Annotated in this window: 15 protein-coding genes and 1 riboswitch; of the genes, 3 read left to right on the top strand and 12 right to left on the bottom strand. The window is 57.3% G+C overall.

Annotation, left to right across the window (positions count from 1 at the left end; genetic code table 11):
- Window positions 1-20: 20 nt before the first annotated feature.
- The 10 genes from GFH31_RS06555 to thiS form a co-directional block, all read right to left on the bottom strand.
- Complete coding sequence (locus tag GFH31_RS06555) at window positions 21-1,040, bottom strand: electron transfer flavoprotein subunit alpha/FixB family protein (RefSeq protein ID WP_055203162.1); 1,020 nt, start codon at window positions 1,038-1,040, stop codon at window positions 21-23.
- Window positions 1,041-1,071: 31 nt separating this feature from the next.
- Window positions 1,072-1,950 (bottom strand): electron transfer flavoprotein subunit beta/FixA family protein, encoded by an 879-nt coding sequence (locus GFH31_RS06550; RefSeq protein ID WP_055203164.1) that lies wholly within the window; start codon window positions 1,948-1,950, stop codon window positions 1,072-1,074.
- Between the two features lie 172 nt (window positions 1,951-2,122).
- Window positions 2,123-3,319, bottom strand: a complete 1,197-nt coding sequence (locus GFH31_RS06545; RefSeq protein ID WP_055203166.1) for an aspartate aminotransferase family protein — start codon at window positions 3,317-3,319, stop codon at window positions 2,123-2,125.
- Window positions 3,320-3,447: 128 nt separating this feature from the next.
- Window positions 3,448-3,780 (bottom strand): hypothetical protein, encoded by a 333-nt coding sequence (locus GFH31_RS06540; protein ID WP_101573487.1) that lies wholly within the window; start codon window positions 3,778-3,780, stop codon window positions 3,448-3,450.
- Between the two features lie 244 nt (window positions 3,781-4,024).
- Entirely contained in the window at window positions 4,025-4,339 is a 315-nt protein-coding gene (locus GFH31_RS06535; RefSeq protein ID WP_055203169.1) for a MazG nucleotide pyrophosphohydrolase domain-containing protein, read from the bottom strand.
- A 17-nt stretch (window positions 4,340-4,356) separates the two neighbouring features.
- The gene (dtd, locus tag GFH31_RS06530; protein WP_101573484.1) at window positions 4,357-4,809 is read right to left on the bottom strand and encodes a D-aminoacyl-tRNA deacylase; all 453 of its coding nucleotides are present in this window, start codon (window positions 4,807-4,809) and stop codon (window positions 4,357-4,359) included.
- An 88-nt stretch (window positions 4,810-4,897) separates the two neighbouring features.
- Window positions 4,898-6,031: a 2-iminoacetate synthase ThiH gene (gene thiH, locus GFH31_RS06525; protein ID WP_101573482.1), complete on the bottom strand. Its 1,134-nt coding sequence runs from the start codon at window positions 6,029-6,031 to the stop codon at window positions 4,898-4,900.
- Window positions 6,028-6,816, bottom strand: coding sequence for a thiazole synthase (locus GFH31_RS06520; RefSeq protein WP_055203174.1), 789 nt, complete (start codon window positions 6,814-6,816; stop codon window positions 6,028-6,030). Before GFH31_RS06520 ends, thiH begins: the two co-directional genes overlap by 4 nt.
- A gap of 49 nt (window positions 6,817-6,865) precedes the next feature.
- Window positions 6,866-8,104 carry a thiamine phosphate synthase gene (locus GFH31_RS06515; RefSeq protein WP_118457892.1) on the bottom strand — a complete coding sequence of 413 codons (1,239 nt, stop codon included), beginning with the start codon at window positions 8,102-8,104 and terminating at the stop codon, window positions 6,866-6,868.
- Between the two features lie 4 nt (window positions 8,105-8,108).
- Entirely contained in the window at window positions 8,109-8,306 is a 198-nt protein-coding gene (thiS, locus tag GFH31_RS06510) for a sulfur carrier protein ThiS (protein ID WP_055203176.1), read from the bottom strand.
- A gap of 38 nt (window positions 8,307-8,344) precedes the next feature.
- Window positions 8,345-8,440, bottom strand: a riboswitch (TPP riboswitch).
- A gap of 91 nt (window positions 8,441-8,531) precedes the next feature.
- Here thiS and GFH31_RS06505 point away from each other — a divergent pair.
- Both GFH31_RS06505 and GFH31_RS06500 read left to right on the top strand, forming a co-directional pair.
- Window positions 8,532-9,554 carry an FAD:protein FMN transferase gene (locus GFH31_RS06505; RefSeq protein WP_118457890.1) on the top strand — a complete coding sequence of 341 codons (1,023 nt, stop codon included), beginning with the start codon at window positions 8,532-8,534 and terminating at the stop codon, window positions 9,552-9,554.
- Window positions 9,555-9,587: 33 nt separating this feature from the next.
- Window positions 9,588-10,502, top strand: coding sequence for a YegS/Rv2252/BmrU family lipid kinase (locus tag GFH31_RS06500; protein ID WP_055203180.1), 915 nt, complete (start codon window positions 9,588-9,590; stop codon window positions 10,500-10,502).
- Here GFH31_RS06500 and GFH31_RS06495 read toward each other — a convergent pair.
- Window positions 10,491-11,480, bottom strand: coding sequence for a hypothetical protein (locus tag GFH31_RS06495; RefSeq protein WP_153497647.1), 990 nt, complete (start codon window positions 11,478-11,480; stop codon window positions 10,491-10,493). The genes GFH31_RS06500 and GFH31_RS06495 overlap by 12 nt on opposite strands.
- A gap of 15 nt (window positions 11,481-11,495) precedes the next feature.
- Complete coding sequence (gene purD / locus GFH31_RS06490; RefSeq protein WP_153497646.1) at window positions 11,496-12,785, bottom strand: phosphoribosylamine--glycine ligase; 1,290 nt, start codon at window positions 12,783-12,785, stop codon at window positions 11,496-11,498.
- 520 nt (window positions 12,786-13,305) lie between these two features.
- Between purD and GFH31_RS06485 the strand changes: the two genes are divergently transcribed.
- Entirely contained in the window at window positions 13,306-14,307 is a 1,002-nt protein-coding gene (locus GFH31_RS06485; RefSeq protein ID WP_055203185.1) for a 2-hydroxyacid dehydrogenase, read from the top strand.
- The last annotated feature ends 47 nt before the right edge of the window (window positions 14,308-14,354 follow it).

The following is a 14,354-nucleotide window of genomic DNA, read 5'->3' as shown; positions in this document are numbered from 1 at the left end:
TGAATTAGGCACGTCGTGCGTTATTTCGAGTTCTGTTTGTAGTATTTGATCATTTTCGGGATCACTTCCGTCACGTCGCCCGTGATCGCGTAATCCGCGATTTTGTTGATCGGCGCGTCCGGATCGGTATTGATCGAGATGATCATCGACGATTGATCCATACCGGCCGTATGCTGGATCTGGCCCGAGATACCGCAGGCGATGTACAGTTTCGGACGCACCGTAACGCCGGTTTGTCCGACCTGCCGGCCGTGTTCGGCCATTCCCGCGTCGACCGCCGCGCGCGAAGCGCCTACCTCGGCGCCCAGCACGTCGGCCAGTTCGAACAGCAAGTCGAAATTCTCTTTCGATCCCATGCCGTAACCGCCGGCTACGATCACCGGAGCGCCCTTGATATTGATCTTGCGCTCTTCGATCTGCCGGTCGATGATCCGTACGACGAAATCCGCGTCGTTCACGTATTTCTTCGGATCGACTTTTTTAACGATGCCTTTACCCGGCGTTTTGGCCTTTTCTTTCTTCATCACGCCTTCGCGGACGGTGGCCATCTGCGGACGATGATCCGGATTGATGATCGTCGCGATGATGTTGCCGCCGAATGCAGGACGGATCTGGTAAAGCAGGTCTTTATACTCTTTGCCGCTTTTCACGTCGGTGTGCGAGCCGATTTCGAGGCTCGTGCAGTCGGCCGTCAGGCCGCTGTGCAGCGTCGACGATACGCGCGGGCCGAGGTCGCGTCCGACCGGCGTGGCGCCGAACAGCGCGATCTGCGGTTGCTCTTCCTTGAAAATCCCGCAGACGACCGCCGCATGCGGCAGCGTGCGGTACGGGGCGAGGCATTCGCAGTCGGCAACGTGTACCCTGTCGGCGCCGTATTCGGCCAGTTCTTTTTCAATTCCGGCGAGGTTGTGTCCCAGCGCCAGCGCTTCGAGTTCGCACCCGAGCGTGTCGGCCAGCACGCGGCCTTTGGTCAGTAGTTCCAGCGACACGTCGGCCACCTTGCCGTCCTCGATTTCGCAATATACAAATATGTTGTTCATCAATATGCGTTTTATCAGTTTACGATTCGGGTTATCCTAAGGTATGACTGGCGATCAGTTCCTGCATCAGGGAGTCGATGTCCTGGTCGGAAGCGGTCAGCTTCTTGGCTTCCTTGGCGGCGAACACCACGTTCTCGATCTTTTTAACCTTGGTCGGAGAGCCGGAGAGGCCCAGTTGCCGGTCGTCGGCATCGACGTCGGCTACGTTCCATTCGGTAATATTCAGGTACGGGCGCTGTGCGCGCAGGTCGGCGTAGCAGCCCACTTCGTCCTGCTGGCATTCGCTCGGCGTAATCGCATATTTGTATTTCATCACCAGTTTGGCGTGGCGCGGACGGCATTCAGCGGCCGAGCCGTTGACCGTCATTACCAGCGGCATACGGCAGGCTACCGTTTCGACGCCGTGTTCGAGCCGGCGACGGATCACCAGTTCGTCGCCTTCCACGCCGACGATCTCTTCGGCGTAGGTTACCTGCGGCAGGTTCATCTTCTCGGCGACCTGCGGGCCTACCTGGGCGGTGTCGCCGTCGATGGCCTGGCGGCCGGCGATGATGATGTCCGGGTTCATTTTGGCTGCGGCGCGGGACAGAGCGTAGGAAGTGGCCAGCGTATCCGATCCGGCGAATTTGCGGTCGGTCAGCAGTACGCCGCCGTCGGCTCCGCGGAACATGCCTTCGCGGATAATTTCCGCCGCCCGTCCGGGGCCCATCGTCAGGATGTCGACGCGGCTGCCGGGAAACATGTCCTTCAGGACGAGGGCCTGTTCGAGCGCGTTGAGGTCTTCCGGGTTGAAAATGGCCGGCAAGGCTGCGCGATTCACCGTTCCGTCGGCTTTCATGGCGTCTTTGCCGACGTTGCGGGTGTCGGGAACCTGTTTGGCCAGAACAACTATTTTCAACGTTTTTTTCATTGTTGAGTTTGTTTATTTAGTGATTAGTTTTGCTCGGAAAAATCAGTCATAGCCTTGCAAAATTAAGACTTTTTTGCGAATATCAAACCATTCGGTTTTAAAACCGCCGGAGAGCGTTCGCCGCCCGTTTGCAACGGATATCCCGGCTTCGGCACGGAGCGTCGGGGAAAGGCTATTCGGCAGCTCCGTTCAGCACTTCCAGCAGAATCTCGCAGGATTCGCGGATCTCCGCGTCGGTGATTGTCAGCGGCGGGGCGATCCGCATTGCCGTGTCGTGAAACAGGAACCATTCGGTCATCAGCCCCCGGTCGATCGCCCGCAGCACGATCCGCGCGGTCAGTTCGCTGTCGCCGAATTCGACGCCCAGCAGCAGACCCGTCCGCCGGATTTCGCGGACGAGCGGATGTCCGGCGAGCAGGCTTTCGTACAACGCTCCTTTTGCGTCGGCCTGTTCCGTCAGTCGTTCGGACAGGATGTATTCCAGGGCGGCGAGCCCGGCGGCGCAGCAGACCGGGTGTCCGCCGAACGTGGTGATGTGGCCCAGTACCGGGTTGGTTTTCAGCACCGACATGATTCGATTCGACGCGATGAACGCGCCCAGCGGCATACCGCCGCCGAAAGCTTTCGCCGTGCACAAGATGTCCGGGACGATGCCGTACTGCTGGAAAAAGTAGAGGGTGCCGGTACGTCCGAGTCCGGTCTGGATTTCGTCGTAGATCAGTAGCGTTCCGGTCTGGTCGCACCGGTCGCGTAGCGCTTGCAGGTAGTCCCGGTCGGCCGGGAAAATACCGCCTTCGCCCTGTACCGGTTCGATGATGACGCAGGCCGTGCGCGGAGTGACGTATCGCAGGTCTGCGGGTTCGTTGAACCGGATTTGCCGGGTGTCCGGCAGTAGCGGGCGGTATGCGTTGCGGTACTCCTCTCCGCCCATCACGCTGAGCGAGCCGTGCGTACTGCCGTGGTAAGCGTTCTTGTAATAGATGATTTCGGTTCGTCCGGTATAGCGTTTGGCCAGTTTCAACGCCCCTTCGACCGCTTCGCTGCCCGAATTGACGAAATAAACCGTGTCGAGCGGATCGGGCAGCAGCGATGCGATGCGCTGTGCGTAGCGTACCTGAGGCGATTCGACCGCTTCGCCGTAGACCATCAGGTGCAGGTAGTCCTGCGCCTGCGAGCAGATCGCGTCGATTACCTGCCGGTTGCCGTGCCCTACGGCGCTGACCGAGACGCCGGAGATCAGGTCGATCCACCGTTTCCCGTCTCGCCCGTACAGGTAGATTCCTTCGGCGCGCTCCACTTCGAGCATCATCGGGTTATCGGATGTCTGTCCGACGTGTTCGAGGAACAGTTGTCTGAGATTTGTCGTCATGTCCGCATGATTTTACCGGCAAAGATACGAAAATCATCGGCCCGCCGGTTCGCTCCGGGGCAATCAGTCCGGCGGGATGCGTTTCCGGACGTTTTTGTTGAAAAAGCGCCAGATGTTGAATTTGGAACTTACTTCGACCGCGTCCAACGCCTAATCGGGCTGCATTCGAGCGTACATTCGGATTCGCCGGCCAATTCTTTTGTGTAGACCGCGAAAGCGGGCCGGGCTCCGACATAACTTGCCGGAATCGTATCGCCGATGTGCAATTTGCTATGGGGAATATTGAACGCGCCGTCCTGATCGGCGATCCCGCACACCCTGCCGTTGAGATAAATGTAGGCATAGCTGAGTTTCTTTTCTCCTGAAACGGCTTGAACCTGAAAGTTCTGTGCTTGCAGCGCGACCGTCCAGCCCAGTGCGACGAGCGATAGTATAAAGGCTTTCGTAATCAATATTTTCAAAGTACATGGCTGTGCGCTTCTCAAAGTTAAGAAAATATTGTTTTTAATACGAAGACTGTTCGTTTTTTGAAAATAGGGTGTGTATTGTTGAAATGTGATTGTTTGTCGCGGGGCTTGCCGGCCGGTGTACGGATGATGCTGTTTTGACCGGATATGCGGCGGATATTTAATAAAAGACTGTCGGAAAAACAGGCGGTTTCAAAATTGAGAAAGGAAGTTTCGCGCCGTTGCGTAACCGACGGATTTATTTTTTCTTCGGAGAGGACAGGTGGCTCTGCTGGTTGCTTTTACGTTCGAGGGCGTTGATCAGCGATACGGTCAGGTCGACGCCCGTCTGGTTGGCGACGTTCACCAACGCCCACAGGATATCGCCGATCTCGTCCGAAACCTCGTACCGGAAATTCGGCTCATTGGCGTGATCGTTGAAACGGCGCACCATCACGCGGGTCAGTTTGCCGATCTCTTCGGTCAGCAGCGCCATGTTGGTCAGTTCGTTGTTGCGGACGTTGTTTTTCGCCGTCCAGGTTTCGATCAGTTCCTGAGCCTCTTTGATAGTCATAGTTTTCGCGTATTAACTTATTCCCGGTTTTTGGAGTCGATCCAGATGGTTACCGGACCGTCGTTGACCAGTTCCACCTGCATATCGGCGCCGAAGACTCCCGTTTCGATCCGGTGTCCCATCGCCCGTTCGACCGATTCGACGAACCGTTCGTACAGCGGGATCGCCGTTTCGGGACGTGCAGCCCGTATGTACGACGGCCGGTTTCCTTTTTTGGTCTGTGCATACAGCGTAAACTGGCTGACGATCAGTATGTCGGCCCCGGTTTCCTCTGCCGACCGGTTCATCGCGCCGGATTCGTCGGCAAATATACGAAGTTTTGTCAATTTTCCGGTCAGCCACGCGATATCTTCGTCGTTGTCGGCCTCTTCGATGCCGACCAGGACGAGCAGCCCGTTGCCGATAGCGCAATGGGTTTGTTCCCCGATCGTTACCGAGGCGCGTCGTACTCGCTGGATCAGAATACGCATAATTTGTCGTTATTAAAAACAACCGGAAACAGATAGGCCGGTTTGTCGAAGGCTCCCTGTTTCCGGCTGCGGTTTACGTTTTCGTGTCTTAAGCGGGAATATTGGCTTCCTGCATAAAGCCCGACCAGTCTTTCCAGACCGGCTCGAACCCTTTGGCCCGGACCGCGTCGAACACTTCGGTCGGCGTGCGATCGTCGTTGATGGCCCACTGTTCGAGCTCCTGCGTCGGGTGCGCATAACCGCCCGGCGTGGTTTTCGAACCGGCGCTGATGACCGTCACGCCGAACGGCAGCACCGTGTCGCGGCAGGCGGCGCTTTCGCGCGTCGAGATCGACAGTTCGACGTCTTCGCTCAGCAACCGGTAGGCGCAGATCAGTTGCAGCAGGTTGCGTTCGGTGGTCGGGTGTTCGGGATTGAACCCGTCCTCGCCGAAATAAGGGCGCAGCCGCGGGAAGGCGATCGAGTATTTCTGCCTCCAGTAACGGTTTTCGAGGTAACGGACGTGCAATGCCGTGAAGAACGCTTCGGTGCGCCAGTCCTCGAGGCCGATCAGGTTGCCGACGCCGACCTTGTACACCCCGGCTTCGCACAACCGGTCGGGCGTTTCGAGCCGGTAGCGGTAGTCGGCTTTGCGGCCGCGCAGGTGGTAGACCGGATAGCGTTCGCGGTTGTAGGTCTCCTGATAGACGTAGACCGAATGCAGGCCGTGGTCCATCAGCATCCGGTATTCGTCCGTTTCGAGCGGCTGCACTTCGAGCGAGATCTGCTGGAAATACTGTTTGACGATCTCCATCGAATCGGCCATGTATTGTACGCTCGATGAGCGCGGCGCTTCGCCCGTCACCAGCAAGATGTGTTCGAACGGATCTTTTTTGATGGCCTGGCATTCGGCGTGGATTTCGTCCGGCGTGAGGATCGCGCGGTGGATCTTGTTCGTGCAGTTGAAACCGCAGTAAACGCAGTGGTTCTGGCAAATATTCGCGAGGTAGAGCGGGATGTACAGTTGCATCGTGTTGCCGAAACGGCGGCGAGTGATGCGGTAGCTTTTGGCGGCCATTTCGTTCAGGTACTTGTCCGCCGCGGGGGAAACGAGCGCCGCGAAGTCGTCCATCGACGGGCGGTCGTGACTCAGGGCGCGTTCTACGTCGGCCTCGGTCGAGGCGTAGATCTTACGCCGCGTGGTTTCCCAGTCATACTGGAGAATGATGTCGTAGTAACTCATTGTTGCAAACCTTTAATGCCTTCCAAAAACGGGTTTAACGGGCTGGTGGCCGATGCGGCGGTCGTTTGCGGCGCGAGCTGCGCCTCGTATGCCATGCGTCCGGCTTCGACGGCCATTTTGAAAGCGACGGCCATTTGTACCGGGTCCTGCGCTACGGCGATTGCGGTGTTGACCAGTACGGCCGACGCGCCCATCTCCATCGCTTCGGCGGCGTGCGACGGAGCGCCGATTCCGGCGTCGACGACGACCGGGACGTTGCTCTGTTCGATGATGATTCTCAGCAGGTCGCGGGTTTTCAGTCCCCGGTTCGATCCGATCGGGGCGCCCAGAGGCATGACGCAGGCCGTGCCTACCTCTTCGAGCCGTTTGCACAGTACCGGGTCGGCGTTGATGTACGGCATCACGATGAAGCCGTCTTTTACGAGCTGTTCGGCCGCGGCCAGCGTTTCGATCGGGTCGGGCAGCAGGTAGCGAGGATCGGGATGGATTTCGAGTTTGATCCAGTTCGTCCCGAGCGCTTCGCGCGCCATCTGCGCGGCGAAAACCGCTTCTTTGGCATTGCGTACCCCCGATGTGTTCGGCAGCAGGTTGACTCCCGGCAGGTGCAGGTGACTGAGCATGTCGTCCTGCGGGTTTTCGAGTTCTACTCGTTTCAGCGCGACGGTTACCAGTTCGCTGCCGCTGGCGGCGGTGGCTTTGCCCATCAGTTCCGCGGATGAAAACTTCCCGGTTCCGACGAAGAGCCGCGAGTGAAACGTTTTGTTTCCGATAATTAAATTTTCCATTGTTTTATAATAACGTATTGTTTTGTTATCTGTCGGCCCGGCCTGCGGTTCATGCGTTCCGGATTGCGTTCAGAAAATTCGCGGTCGTCGTGGCGGGCGAGTCCGCGCGGGCGATCGCTCCGCTGAGGGCGATCCCGTCGACCCCCGTCCGCATGATCTGCGGTATATCCGGCAGTTCGATGCCGCCGATCGCCACGACCGGCAGGGGGATATTTTCCGTCCGCATACGTCCGAGGATCGTGCGGTAACCCTCCGTGCCGAGCACCGGCGACAGGTTTTTCTTGGTTGTCGTGAAACGGAAGGGTCCCAGTCCGACGTAGTCGGTTTCGCCGTCGTTGCGCGCTGCGATCTGTTCGAAGGTGTTGGCCGTCGAACCGATAACCGCTCCGTCGCCGATAATCCGCCTCGCTTCGATGGGCGGCATATCGGCTTGACCGAGGTGCACGCCGTCGGCGCCGATCGCGACCGCCAGTTGCGGCGCATCGTTGACGACGAGCACGGCCCGGCGTTTCCGGCACAGGGCGAGCATCTCTTTGCCCCGGCAGACGATAACCTCTGCGGAGGCGTCTTTCATCCGCAGTTGGATCCAGCGTCCGCCCGCGTCGAGGAATTGCGCGGCGACGGAGAGGTCGCCGTCCGAGATCAGTTGTAGCGTTCCTCCGGCCGCTTTCCATTTGCGGTTTAGGATATGGTAATTTTTCAGGGTGCGTTCGGTATTGACAGCCTTTTCGTCCGCGCTCCATGCGGCCCCGAGTACGGCGGCCCCGTCGAATCCGATCCGCCTTACCCGTGCGATGTTCGCCGGACGGATCCCGCCGAGCGCGACGATCCTCCCTTTGCGGCGCCGTAACCGTTCGGCGGCTTCCGCCGGGTCGATCGCGCTGCGGTAGCCCGGCTTCGAGATCGAATCGAACAGCGGGCTCAGAAATACGTAGTCCGCGTCTGTCGCCGCGCGTTCCGCTTCCGTCCAGCCGTGCGCCGAACAGCTCCGCCGCAGCCCTTCGCCGGCTCCGGCAAGCAGTTCTTCGATGCGCAGGTGCACGCCTCCGAGCCCGTATTTGCGGGCCAGCGGTTCGTTGTAGTGAATCGTCAGCCGCGACATGTCCGCGCCGAGGGCCTGCAACGTTTTCAGCAACTCTTCGATTTCCGGTTCGGACGCCTCCGGCTTGCGGATATGGATGACGGAAACTCCTGCGCCGCACAGTGCGGCCAGCGTCTCCGCCTCGTTTTTCAGAATACGGGGCAGCGTGATCAGGATCGGGGATTCCGGGAAAATATCTGCAACCATTGTTCTATCCTCCCTGTGTGGCGCGGATCAGCGTGATTTCGGCCTGGTCGGCGACCGGCGTAGCGTCCCACTCGTCGCGGCGGATTACGCGGAGCCCGATGGCGACGGCCAGCCCGGCGGTAGCGATCGACTGTTCTGCGATCAGTTCCGAAAGGGTCGACGCCTGCGTCGGGGTTTTCACTCCGTTCAGAAATATTTCCATACGAAAAACGATTTGCAGAAAGAGAGGCGGCGAATGCGCTATCCTTTGGAAAAACTCCCTCCGACGGTATTAACCGTATCAGGTGTTGGGGTTTGATCTCAGCCGCCGGTTCTGCGGCACCCCCGTCTTCCTTCCTTGATTTGTCCTGCAAAGTAATAAAAAATAATTCGTATATTGTGGAAAATAAATAAATTTGTGCGATGTTAGAATGTTAAAACGCTGATAATGAAATTTAAAATTGGTTTGCTTGGGATTGTTGCGCTGGCTGTGGCCGCATGCGGCGGAGTGAAGAAAGACAATCGGGTAACCGTAATCGACGGTTTCGCACAGGGGGGAACTTATCATATCGTGATAAAAAGCGACCGGCCGGTAGATTTGAAAGGTCAGGTGGACAGTCTGTTGCGTGAGATCGACAATTCGATGTCGCTGTTCAATCCCGATTCGCGGCTCAGCCGCCTGAACCGCAACGAGACCGATTCGGTGGATGCGTTCATTGCGGATTGCATCGCCGAAGCCGAGCGGCTGAGCCGCGAGACGGACGGCGCATACGACATCACGGTCAAACCGCTTACGGCGGCTTACGGGTTTGCAGGCGATTCGGTCGTGCAGCAGCCGAACGTCGATTCGCTGTTGCGATTCGTCGGGTATCGGAAAATCGCGGTCGATGGCGGCCGGTTGCGGAAAGAAGATCCGCGGATGCAGCTCGACCTGAATTCGATTGCGCAAGGAGCGACTTCGGACTATATCGCCGCCTATTTCGACAGCCTCGGTCTGACGGATTATATCGTCGAAGTGGGGGGAGAGATTTTCTGTCGGGGGTCGAATGCCGAAGGGAAACCCTGGCGCGTCGGAATCGACCGTCCGGCCGAAGGGAACGTGCTGCCGGGGGCCGACCTGGAGACGGTGATCGGACTCAGCGGGCAGGGACTCGCCACTTCGGGCAATTACCGGAAATTCTATACCGACGACAAAGGCCGTAAGATCGTGCATACGATCAATGCCCGAACCGGCGAGCCGATCATCAGCAACCTGCTGTCGGTAACGGTCGTGGGGCCTACCGCGACGTTGGCCGACGCTTACGGCACGGTTTGTATGATCCTCGGCCTCGAAAAAAGCAAGGAGTTCCTGGCCGGGCATCCGGAGTTGCACGCTTACCTGATCTATTCGGACGACCGGGGAAACTATCAGACCTATCTTACTCCCGGAATGGAGGCGATGATCGCCCGGCAGGCGTCGACCCGGCAATGACGATATCATTATGGTTCAGAAACGTGAAAAAAGATGCAGAAAGTCAGATTCATTTATAATCCCAAGTCCGGAGAAACCGTGATTTCGGAGTGGCTCGACCACATCATCGAGATTTACCAGGGGCACGGTTATACGGTCGTGCCGTACCGGCTTTGTTTCGGGGATACCGAGGAGACCGACATGTTCGACGGGGTCGATCAGAGCTACCACCACGCGCTGATCGCCGGCGGCGACGGAACGGTCAATTACGTGGTGAACGTGATGAAGCGGCGCGGGCTCGACGTTCCGGTGGCGGTGCTTCCGACCGGGACGGCCAACGATTTCGCCCATGTGCTCGGAGTGCCGTCCGATCTGGCGAAAGCCTGTCGCCGGATCCTGAACGGGGAGATCAGAACCATGGATCTGGGGCGCGCCAACGACGAATACTTCGTCAACGTGTTTAGTTGTGGGCTGTTTACCGACGTTTCGCAGAAAACGCCGACGATCCTGAAAAACACGTTCGGGAAACTGGCTTACTATTTCGGCGGGCTGGGCGAACTGCCGAATTTCCGTAAAATGCATATTTCGATCGAGTCGGCGCACGGGAATTACGAAGGTTCTTCGCTGATCTTTTTCGTATTCAACGGACGCACCGCCGGGCAGATGCGTTTCGCTTACTTGTCCGAGCCGGACGACGGCCTGCTCGACGTGATCGTTATCAAGGGCGACAGCCCGATCGAGACGATCCGGACGATTTTTCATTTCATCAAGCGCAACAATGGCAGCTACCCTCCGGGCGTGGTGTATTTCAAGAGCGACGACGTGACGTTGTATTCGTACAGCGAGGAGTCGACCGACATCGACGGACAGCCCGGGCCGCGCTTCCCGGTGCATATTACCTGCGAGGCCGGGGCGCTGCGTGTGATATGTCCCGTTGCGGATCGCCGGAAAAAACGGTCAGGGAAGTAATGCCGGAGCGAGGTTGTAAAAAACGATGCTGCCGACCAGCGCGAAGTAGATCAGGCCGGGAATCCAGCCCCGGTAGCGAATGAAATAGGGCGGGATGATGATGGCCAGCGGAGCGGCGATCATCGGGAAATCCTGTACCGACCGGCCCGGAAAAGCGAACGGTATCGCCGAGAAGAGCAGAATCCACAGAAAGTAGATGTAGGATTTATAAGCCCGTGTGCGGATCGTGTCCGAGCGCCGGATAAACGAGATCAGCGAAAGCACGACGGTCGTCAGGCACATTCCCCAGAAGACCGGCAGTTCCGGATGGCGCAGGACGTCGGGGAAATCTCCGCCGGCAAGCAGGTTCCCGAGGTTCCCGGCGAGCAGGCCGGTTACGTGGCCGAACGGATACCCCATTCCCCAGTAGACGTACGAGCAGATCGCCCACGGCAACAAAAAGCCGACCCATGCCACGATCCATTCGCGGCCGCCTTTTTTGAACAGGATCAACGAAACGGGCAGCAGAAACGCATAAACGACGGCGTGCGACCAGACCAGGGGTGCAAGACCGGCCAGCAGCGCCGCATTGAATAGCTTTCCGTATTGGACGGCTCTCCGGAACGAACCCAACATCTGATCGAACGAGCAGACTGCCAGCAGCGAAACGGTTATGGCGCCGAGCGCCGAGCTACCGAAACCGCAACCGGCAGCGACGAGCAGGTAGACGATGATCGGCATGTAGCTCCGGTCGGTCAGGATCATGTTGCGGGAGACGATCCGCAGCAACAGGATGCTGTTCAGGAAAAGCAGTACGGCAGCTAGCGTTTTCGCCGCAATCGGATATGTCGCGGAGAACCGGTTCAGCAACGATCCCAGCGGCATATCGGCGCCGCCCGCCGCTGTCGGTAGCAACTCCGACCGTCCCCAAAAAAGCCCCAGGAACAGTCCGAAGAACAGCAGCGTCCAACTCAGGTTCAGGCGGGTGATCTCTCCCATGGCCTTCCCCTGCCGTTACAGCAGGTCTTTTCCGATGTCCGTGCGGTAGTATTTCCCTTCGTAGCCGATTCCTTCGATCGTTTTGTAGGATTTGCCGACGGCGTCCGTAATGTTGTCGCCGAACGACGTGACGGCCAGCACGCGCCCGCCTGCCGTAAACGTTTTGCCGCCTTTGGCCGTGGTTCCCGCATGGAAGACGACGCTGTCTGCCGTGTTGCCGAGTCCTTTGATTTCCATGCCTTTGGCATAGTCGCCCGGGTAGCCGCCGGATACGCAGACCACTGTGGCGGCGGTCGCCGGGGTGATTTTCAGTTCGTATTGGTCGAGTCCGCCGTAAGCGATGCCCTGGAACAGTTCGACGATGTCCGATTCGATGCGCGGCAGCACCGCTTCGGTTTCGGGATCGCCCATGCGGACGTTGTATTCGATCACATAAGGATCGCCTTGCACGTTCATCAATCCGATGAAAATAAATCCTTTGTAGTCGATCTTATCGGCAGAGAGCCCTTTGACGGTCGGTTCGACGATGGTCGATACGACCTTGTCCATAAATTTTGCGTCGGCGAACGGAACCGGCGATACGGCCCCCATGCCGCCGGTGTTCGGGCCGGTGTCCCCGACGCCGATCCGCTTGTAATCTTTTGCGACGGGCAGCACGCTGAAATTCTTGCCGTCGGTGGCTACGAAAACCGAACATTCGATTCCCGACAGGAACTCTTCGATCACGACCGTGTCGCCGGCGTGCCCGAAACGCCCGTTGAGCATCGTATCCAGCTCGGCTTTCGCCGTTTCGAGCGAATTGACGATCAGCACTCCTTTTCCGGCGGCCAGTCCGTCGGCTTTCAGCACGTAAGGCGCTTTCAGCGTTTCGAGAAAGGCTTTGGCTTCGTCGGCGTTTTTCTTTGTGAAACTACGGTAGGCGGCCGTCGGAATACGGTGGCGGATCATGAAATCCTTGGCGAAATCCTTACTCCCTTCGAGCCGCGCCCCGACCGTCGACGGGCCGATCACGGGGATGTTGCTGATCTGATGGTCTTCCTTGAAAAAATCGTAAATCCCTTTTACCAGCGGTTCTTCCGGGCCGACGACGACCATGTTGATGTTGTTCGACAGCACGAACTGTTTGACGGCCGCGAAATTGACCGGATTGATGTCCACGTTCGTCCCGCATACGGCGGTGCCTGCGTTCCCCGGAGCGATATACAGCCGCGCCAGCCGCTTGCTTTGAGCGATTTTCCATGCAAAGGCATGTTCACGGCCCCCTGAGCCCAATAAAAGGATATTTACTGATTCGGGATATTTCATCGGTTTTATCGTTTTATGACTGTTTTTCGAATCCGGTTGCGGACCCGTCCGCTTCGGGATGCGTCTTTCGCCGGTTCCGGTCTTTTCAAAATGAATACAAAAGTAACCCTCTTCCCGGCAATTTCACCATATTTCCTGCCAAAAAAATAAACAAAATACTAAAAAACGGTCGAAACGTTTGATATTTTGTTTTTTGCGGCCCGTTTTTTCAAAAAGACATGCCGGCCGAAATCATTCGACGCAAGGGGCGGTAAGATCGTCTCCGCTTTTCACGGTTTTACTGATAAAGCCGACGGCAGACCGTGACGGATAGACCGTTTTACCAGCCGGTTTTATATTTCGAATCTGCTCCGTCGGCTTTCAGCCGTTGGATACATGGGGTAATTCTGCGGTATTGTGGAAAATGCGGTTAAATTTAAAGCGCTGCGCGGAAGATTTTCATGATATTTGTTATGATTCACCATAACCGTGAAAAGTAGAACGACTGTTTTGTCAAAACCGATACATTAAAAAAATACAAATGAAAATAACATTTTTCGGAACACAGCCTTACGACCGGGATTCGTTCGACCGGGCCAATGCCGCCTTCGGATTCGAGTTCAACTACCACCGGAGCCATTTGAATCTCAATAATGTGGCTCTGGCGCAGGATACCGACGTCGTGTGTATTTTCGTGAACGATACGGCTGATGCCGAAACCATCGACCGGCTTGCCGCCATGGGAGTGAAGCTGATCGCATTGCGTTGCGCGGGTTTCAACAACGTGGATTTGAATGCCGCGGCAAGGCACCGCATTCCGGTGGTGCGCGTGCCGGCCTATTCGCCTTATGCCGTGGCCGAATATGCCGTAGCGTTGATGCTGGCGCTCAACCGCAAGATCCACCGCGCCTACTGGCGTACGCGCGACGGTAATTTCTCATTGCACGGCCTGTTGGGGTTCGATATGCACGGAAAAACGGCCGGAATCGTTGGAACGGGCCAAATAGCGAAGGTGTTGATCCGCATATTAAAGGGTTTCGGGTTGAATATACTGGCGTACGACCTTTATCCCGACCGGGAGTTCGCGGCGAACGAAGGAGTGGAGTACGTGCCGCTCGAACAGTTGTTCCGGCAATCGGACATCATTTCGCTGCATTGTCCCCTGACCGAGCAGACCCGGTATATGATCAATGAAAAAGCCATCGATCAGATGAAAGAAGGGATGATGCTCATTAATACGGGGCGGGGACAACTGATCCATACGGAGGCTTTGATCGAGGGGCTGAAAAAGAAAAAGATCGGTTCGGCCGGTCTCGACGTTTACGAGGAGGAAGCGGCTTACTTTTACGAGGATACTTCCGACCGGATCATGGGCGACGATATGCTGGCGCGCCTGTTGTCGTTCAACAATGTGATCGTGACCTCGCACCAGGGATTTTTCACCCGTGAGGCGCTGGATAACATTGCGCATACGACCCTGCAAAATGTCCGCGATTTCTCGGACGGGCGGAGACTGACGAACGAAGTGCGTCCGGGAGCATAGGCCTGACTGCCGCCCGGCGAAATTTCCGGATTGTCAGATTTCCGGAA

Source organism: Alistipes sp. dk3624, from assembly GCF_009557455.1.
Taxonomy (GTDB): Bacteria; Bacteroidota; Bacteroidia; order Bacteroidales; family Rikenellaceae; genus Alistipes_A; species Alistipes_A hominis.
The sequence above is the reverse complement of the archived record's forward strand: the minus strand, read 5'-3'. Positions and strand labels throughout refer to the sequence as shown.

Coding starts and splice junctions, on each gene's coding strand:
- GFH31_RS06555 (WP_055203162.1), bottom strand. CDS start 1,040: ATGAACAACATATTTGTATATTGCGAAATCGAGGACGGCAAGGTGGCC.
- GFH31_RS06550 (WP_055203164.1), bottom strand. CDS start 1,950: ATGAAAAAAACGTTGAAAATAGTTGTTCTGGCCAAACAGGTTCCCGAC.
- GFH31_RS06545 (WP_055203166.1), bottom strand. CDS start 3,319: ATGACGACAAATCTCAGACAACTGTTCCTCGAACACGTCGGACAGACA.
- GFH31_RS06535 (WP_055203169.1), bottom strand. CDS start 4,339: ATGACTATCAAAGAGGCTCAGGAACTGATCGAAACCTGGACGGCGAAA.
- dtd (WP_101573484.1), bottom strand. CDS start 4,809: ATGCGTATTCTGATCCAGCGAGTACGACGCGCCTCGGTAACGATCGGG.
- thiH (WP_101573482.1), bottom strand. CDS start 6,031: ATGAGTTACTACGACATCATTCTCCAGTATGACTGGGAAACCACGCGG.
- GFH31_RS06520 (WP_055203174.1), bottom strand. CDS start 6,816: ATGGAAAATTTAATTATCGGAAACAAAACGTTTCACTCGCGGCTCTTC.
- GFH31_RS06515 (WP_118457892.1), bottom strand. CDS start 8,104: ATGGTTGCAGATATTTTCCCGGAATCCCCGATCCTGATCACGCTGCCC.
- thiS (WP_055203176.1), bottom strand. CDS start 8,306: ATGGAAATATTTCTGAACGGAGTGAAAACCCCGACGCAGGCGTCGACC.
- GFH31_RS06505 (WP_118457890.1), top strand. CDS start 8,532: ATGAAATTTAAAATTGGTTTGCTTGGGATTGTTGCGCTGGCTGTGGCC.
- GFH31_RS06500 (WP_055203180.1), top strand. CDS start 9,588: ATGCAGAAAGTCAGATTCATTTATAATCCCAAGTCCGGAGAAACCGTG.
- GFH31_RS06495 (WP_153497647.1), bottom strand. CDS start 11,480: ATGGGAGAGATCACCCGCCTGAACCTGAGTTGGACGCTGCTGTTCTTC.
- purD (WP_153497646.1), bottom strand. CDS start 12,785: ATGAAATATCCCGAATCAGTAAATATCCTTTTATTGGGCTCAGGGGGC.
- GFH31_RS06485 (WP_055203185.1), top strand. CDS start 13,306: ATGAAAATAACATTTTTCGGAACACAGCCTTACGACCGGGATTCGTTC.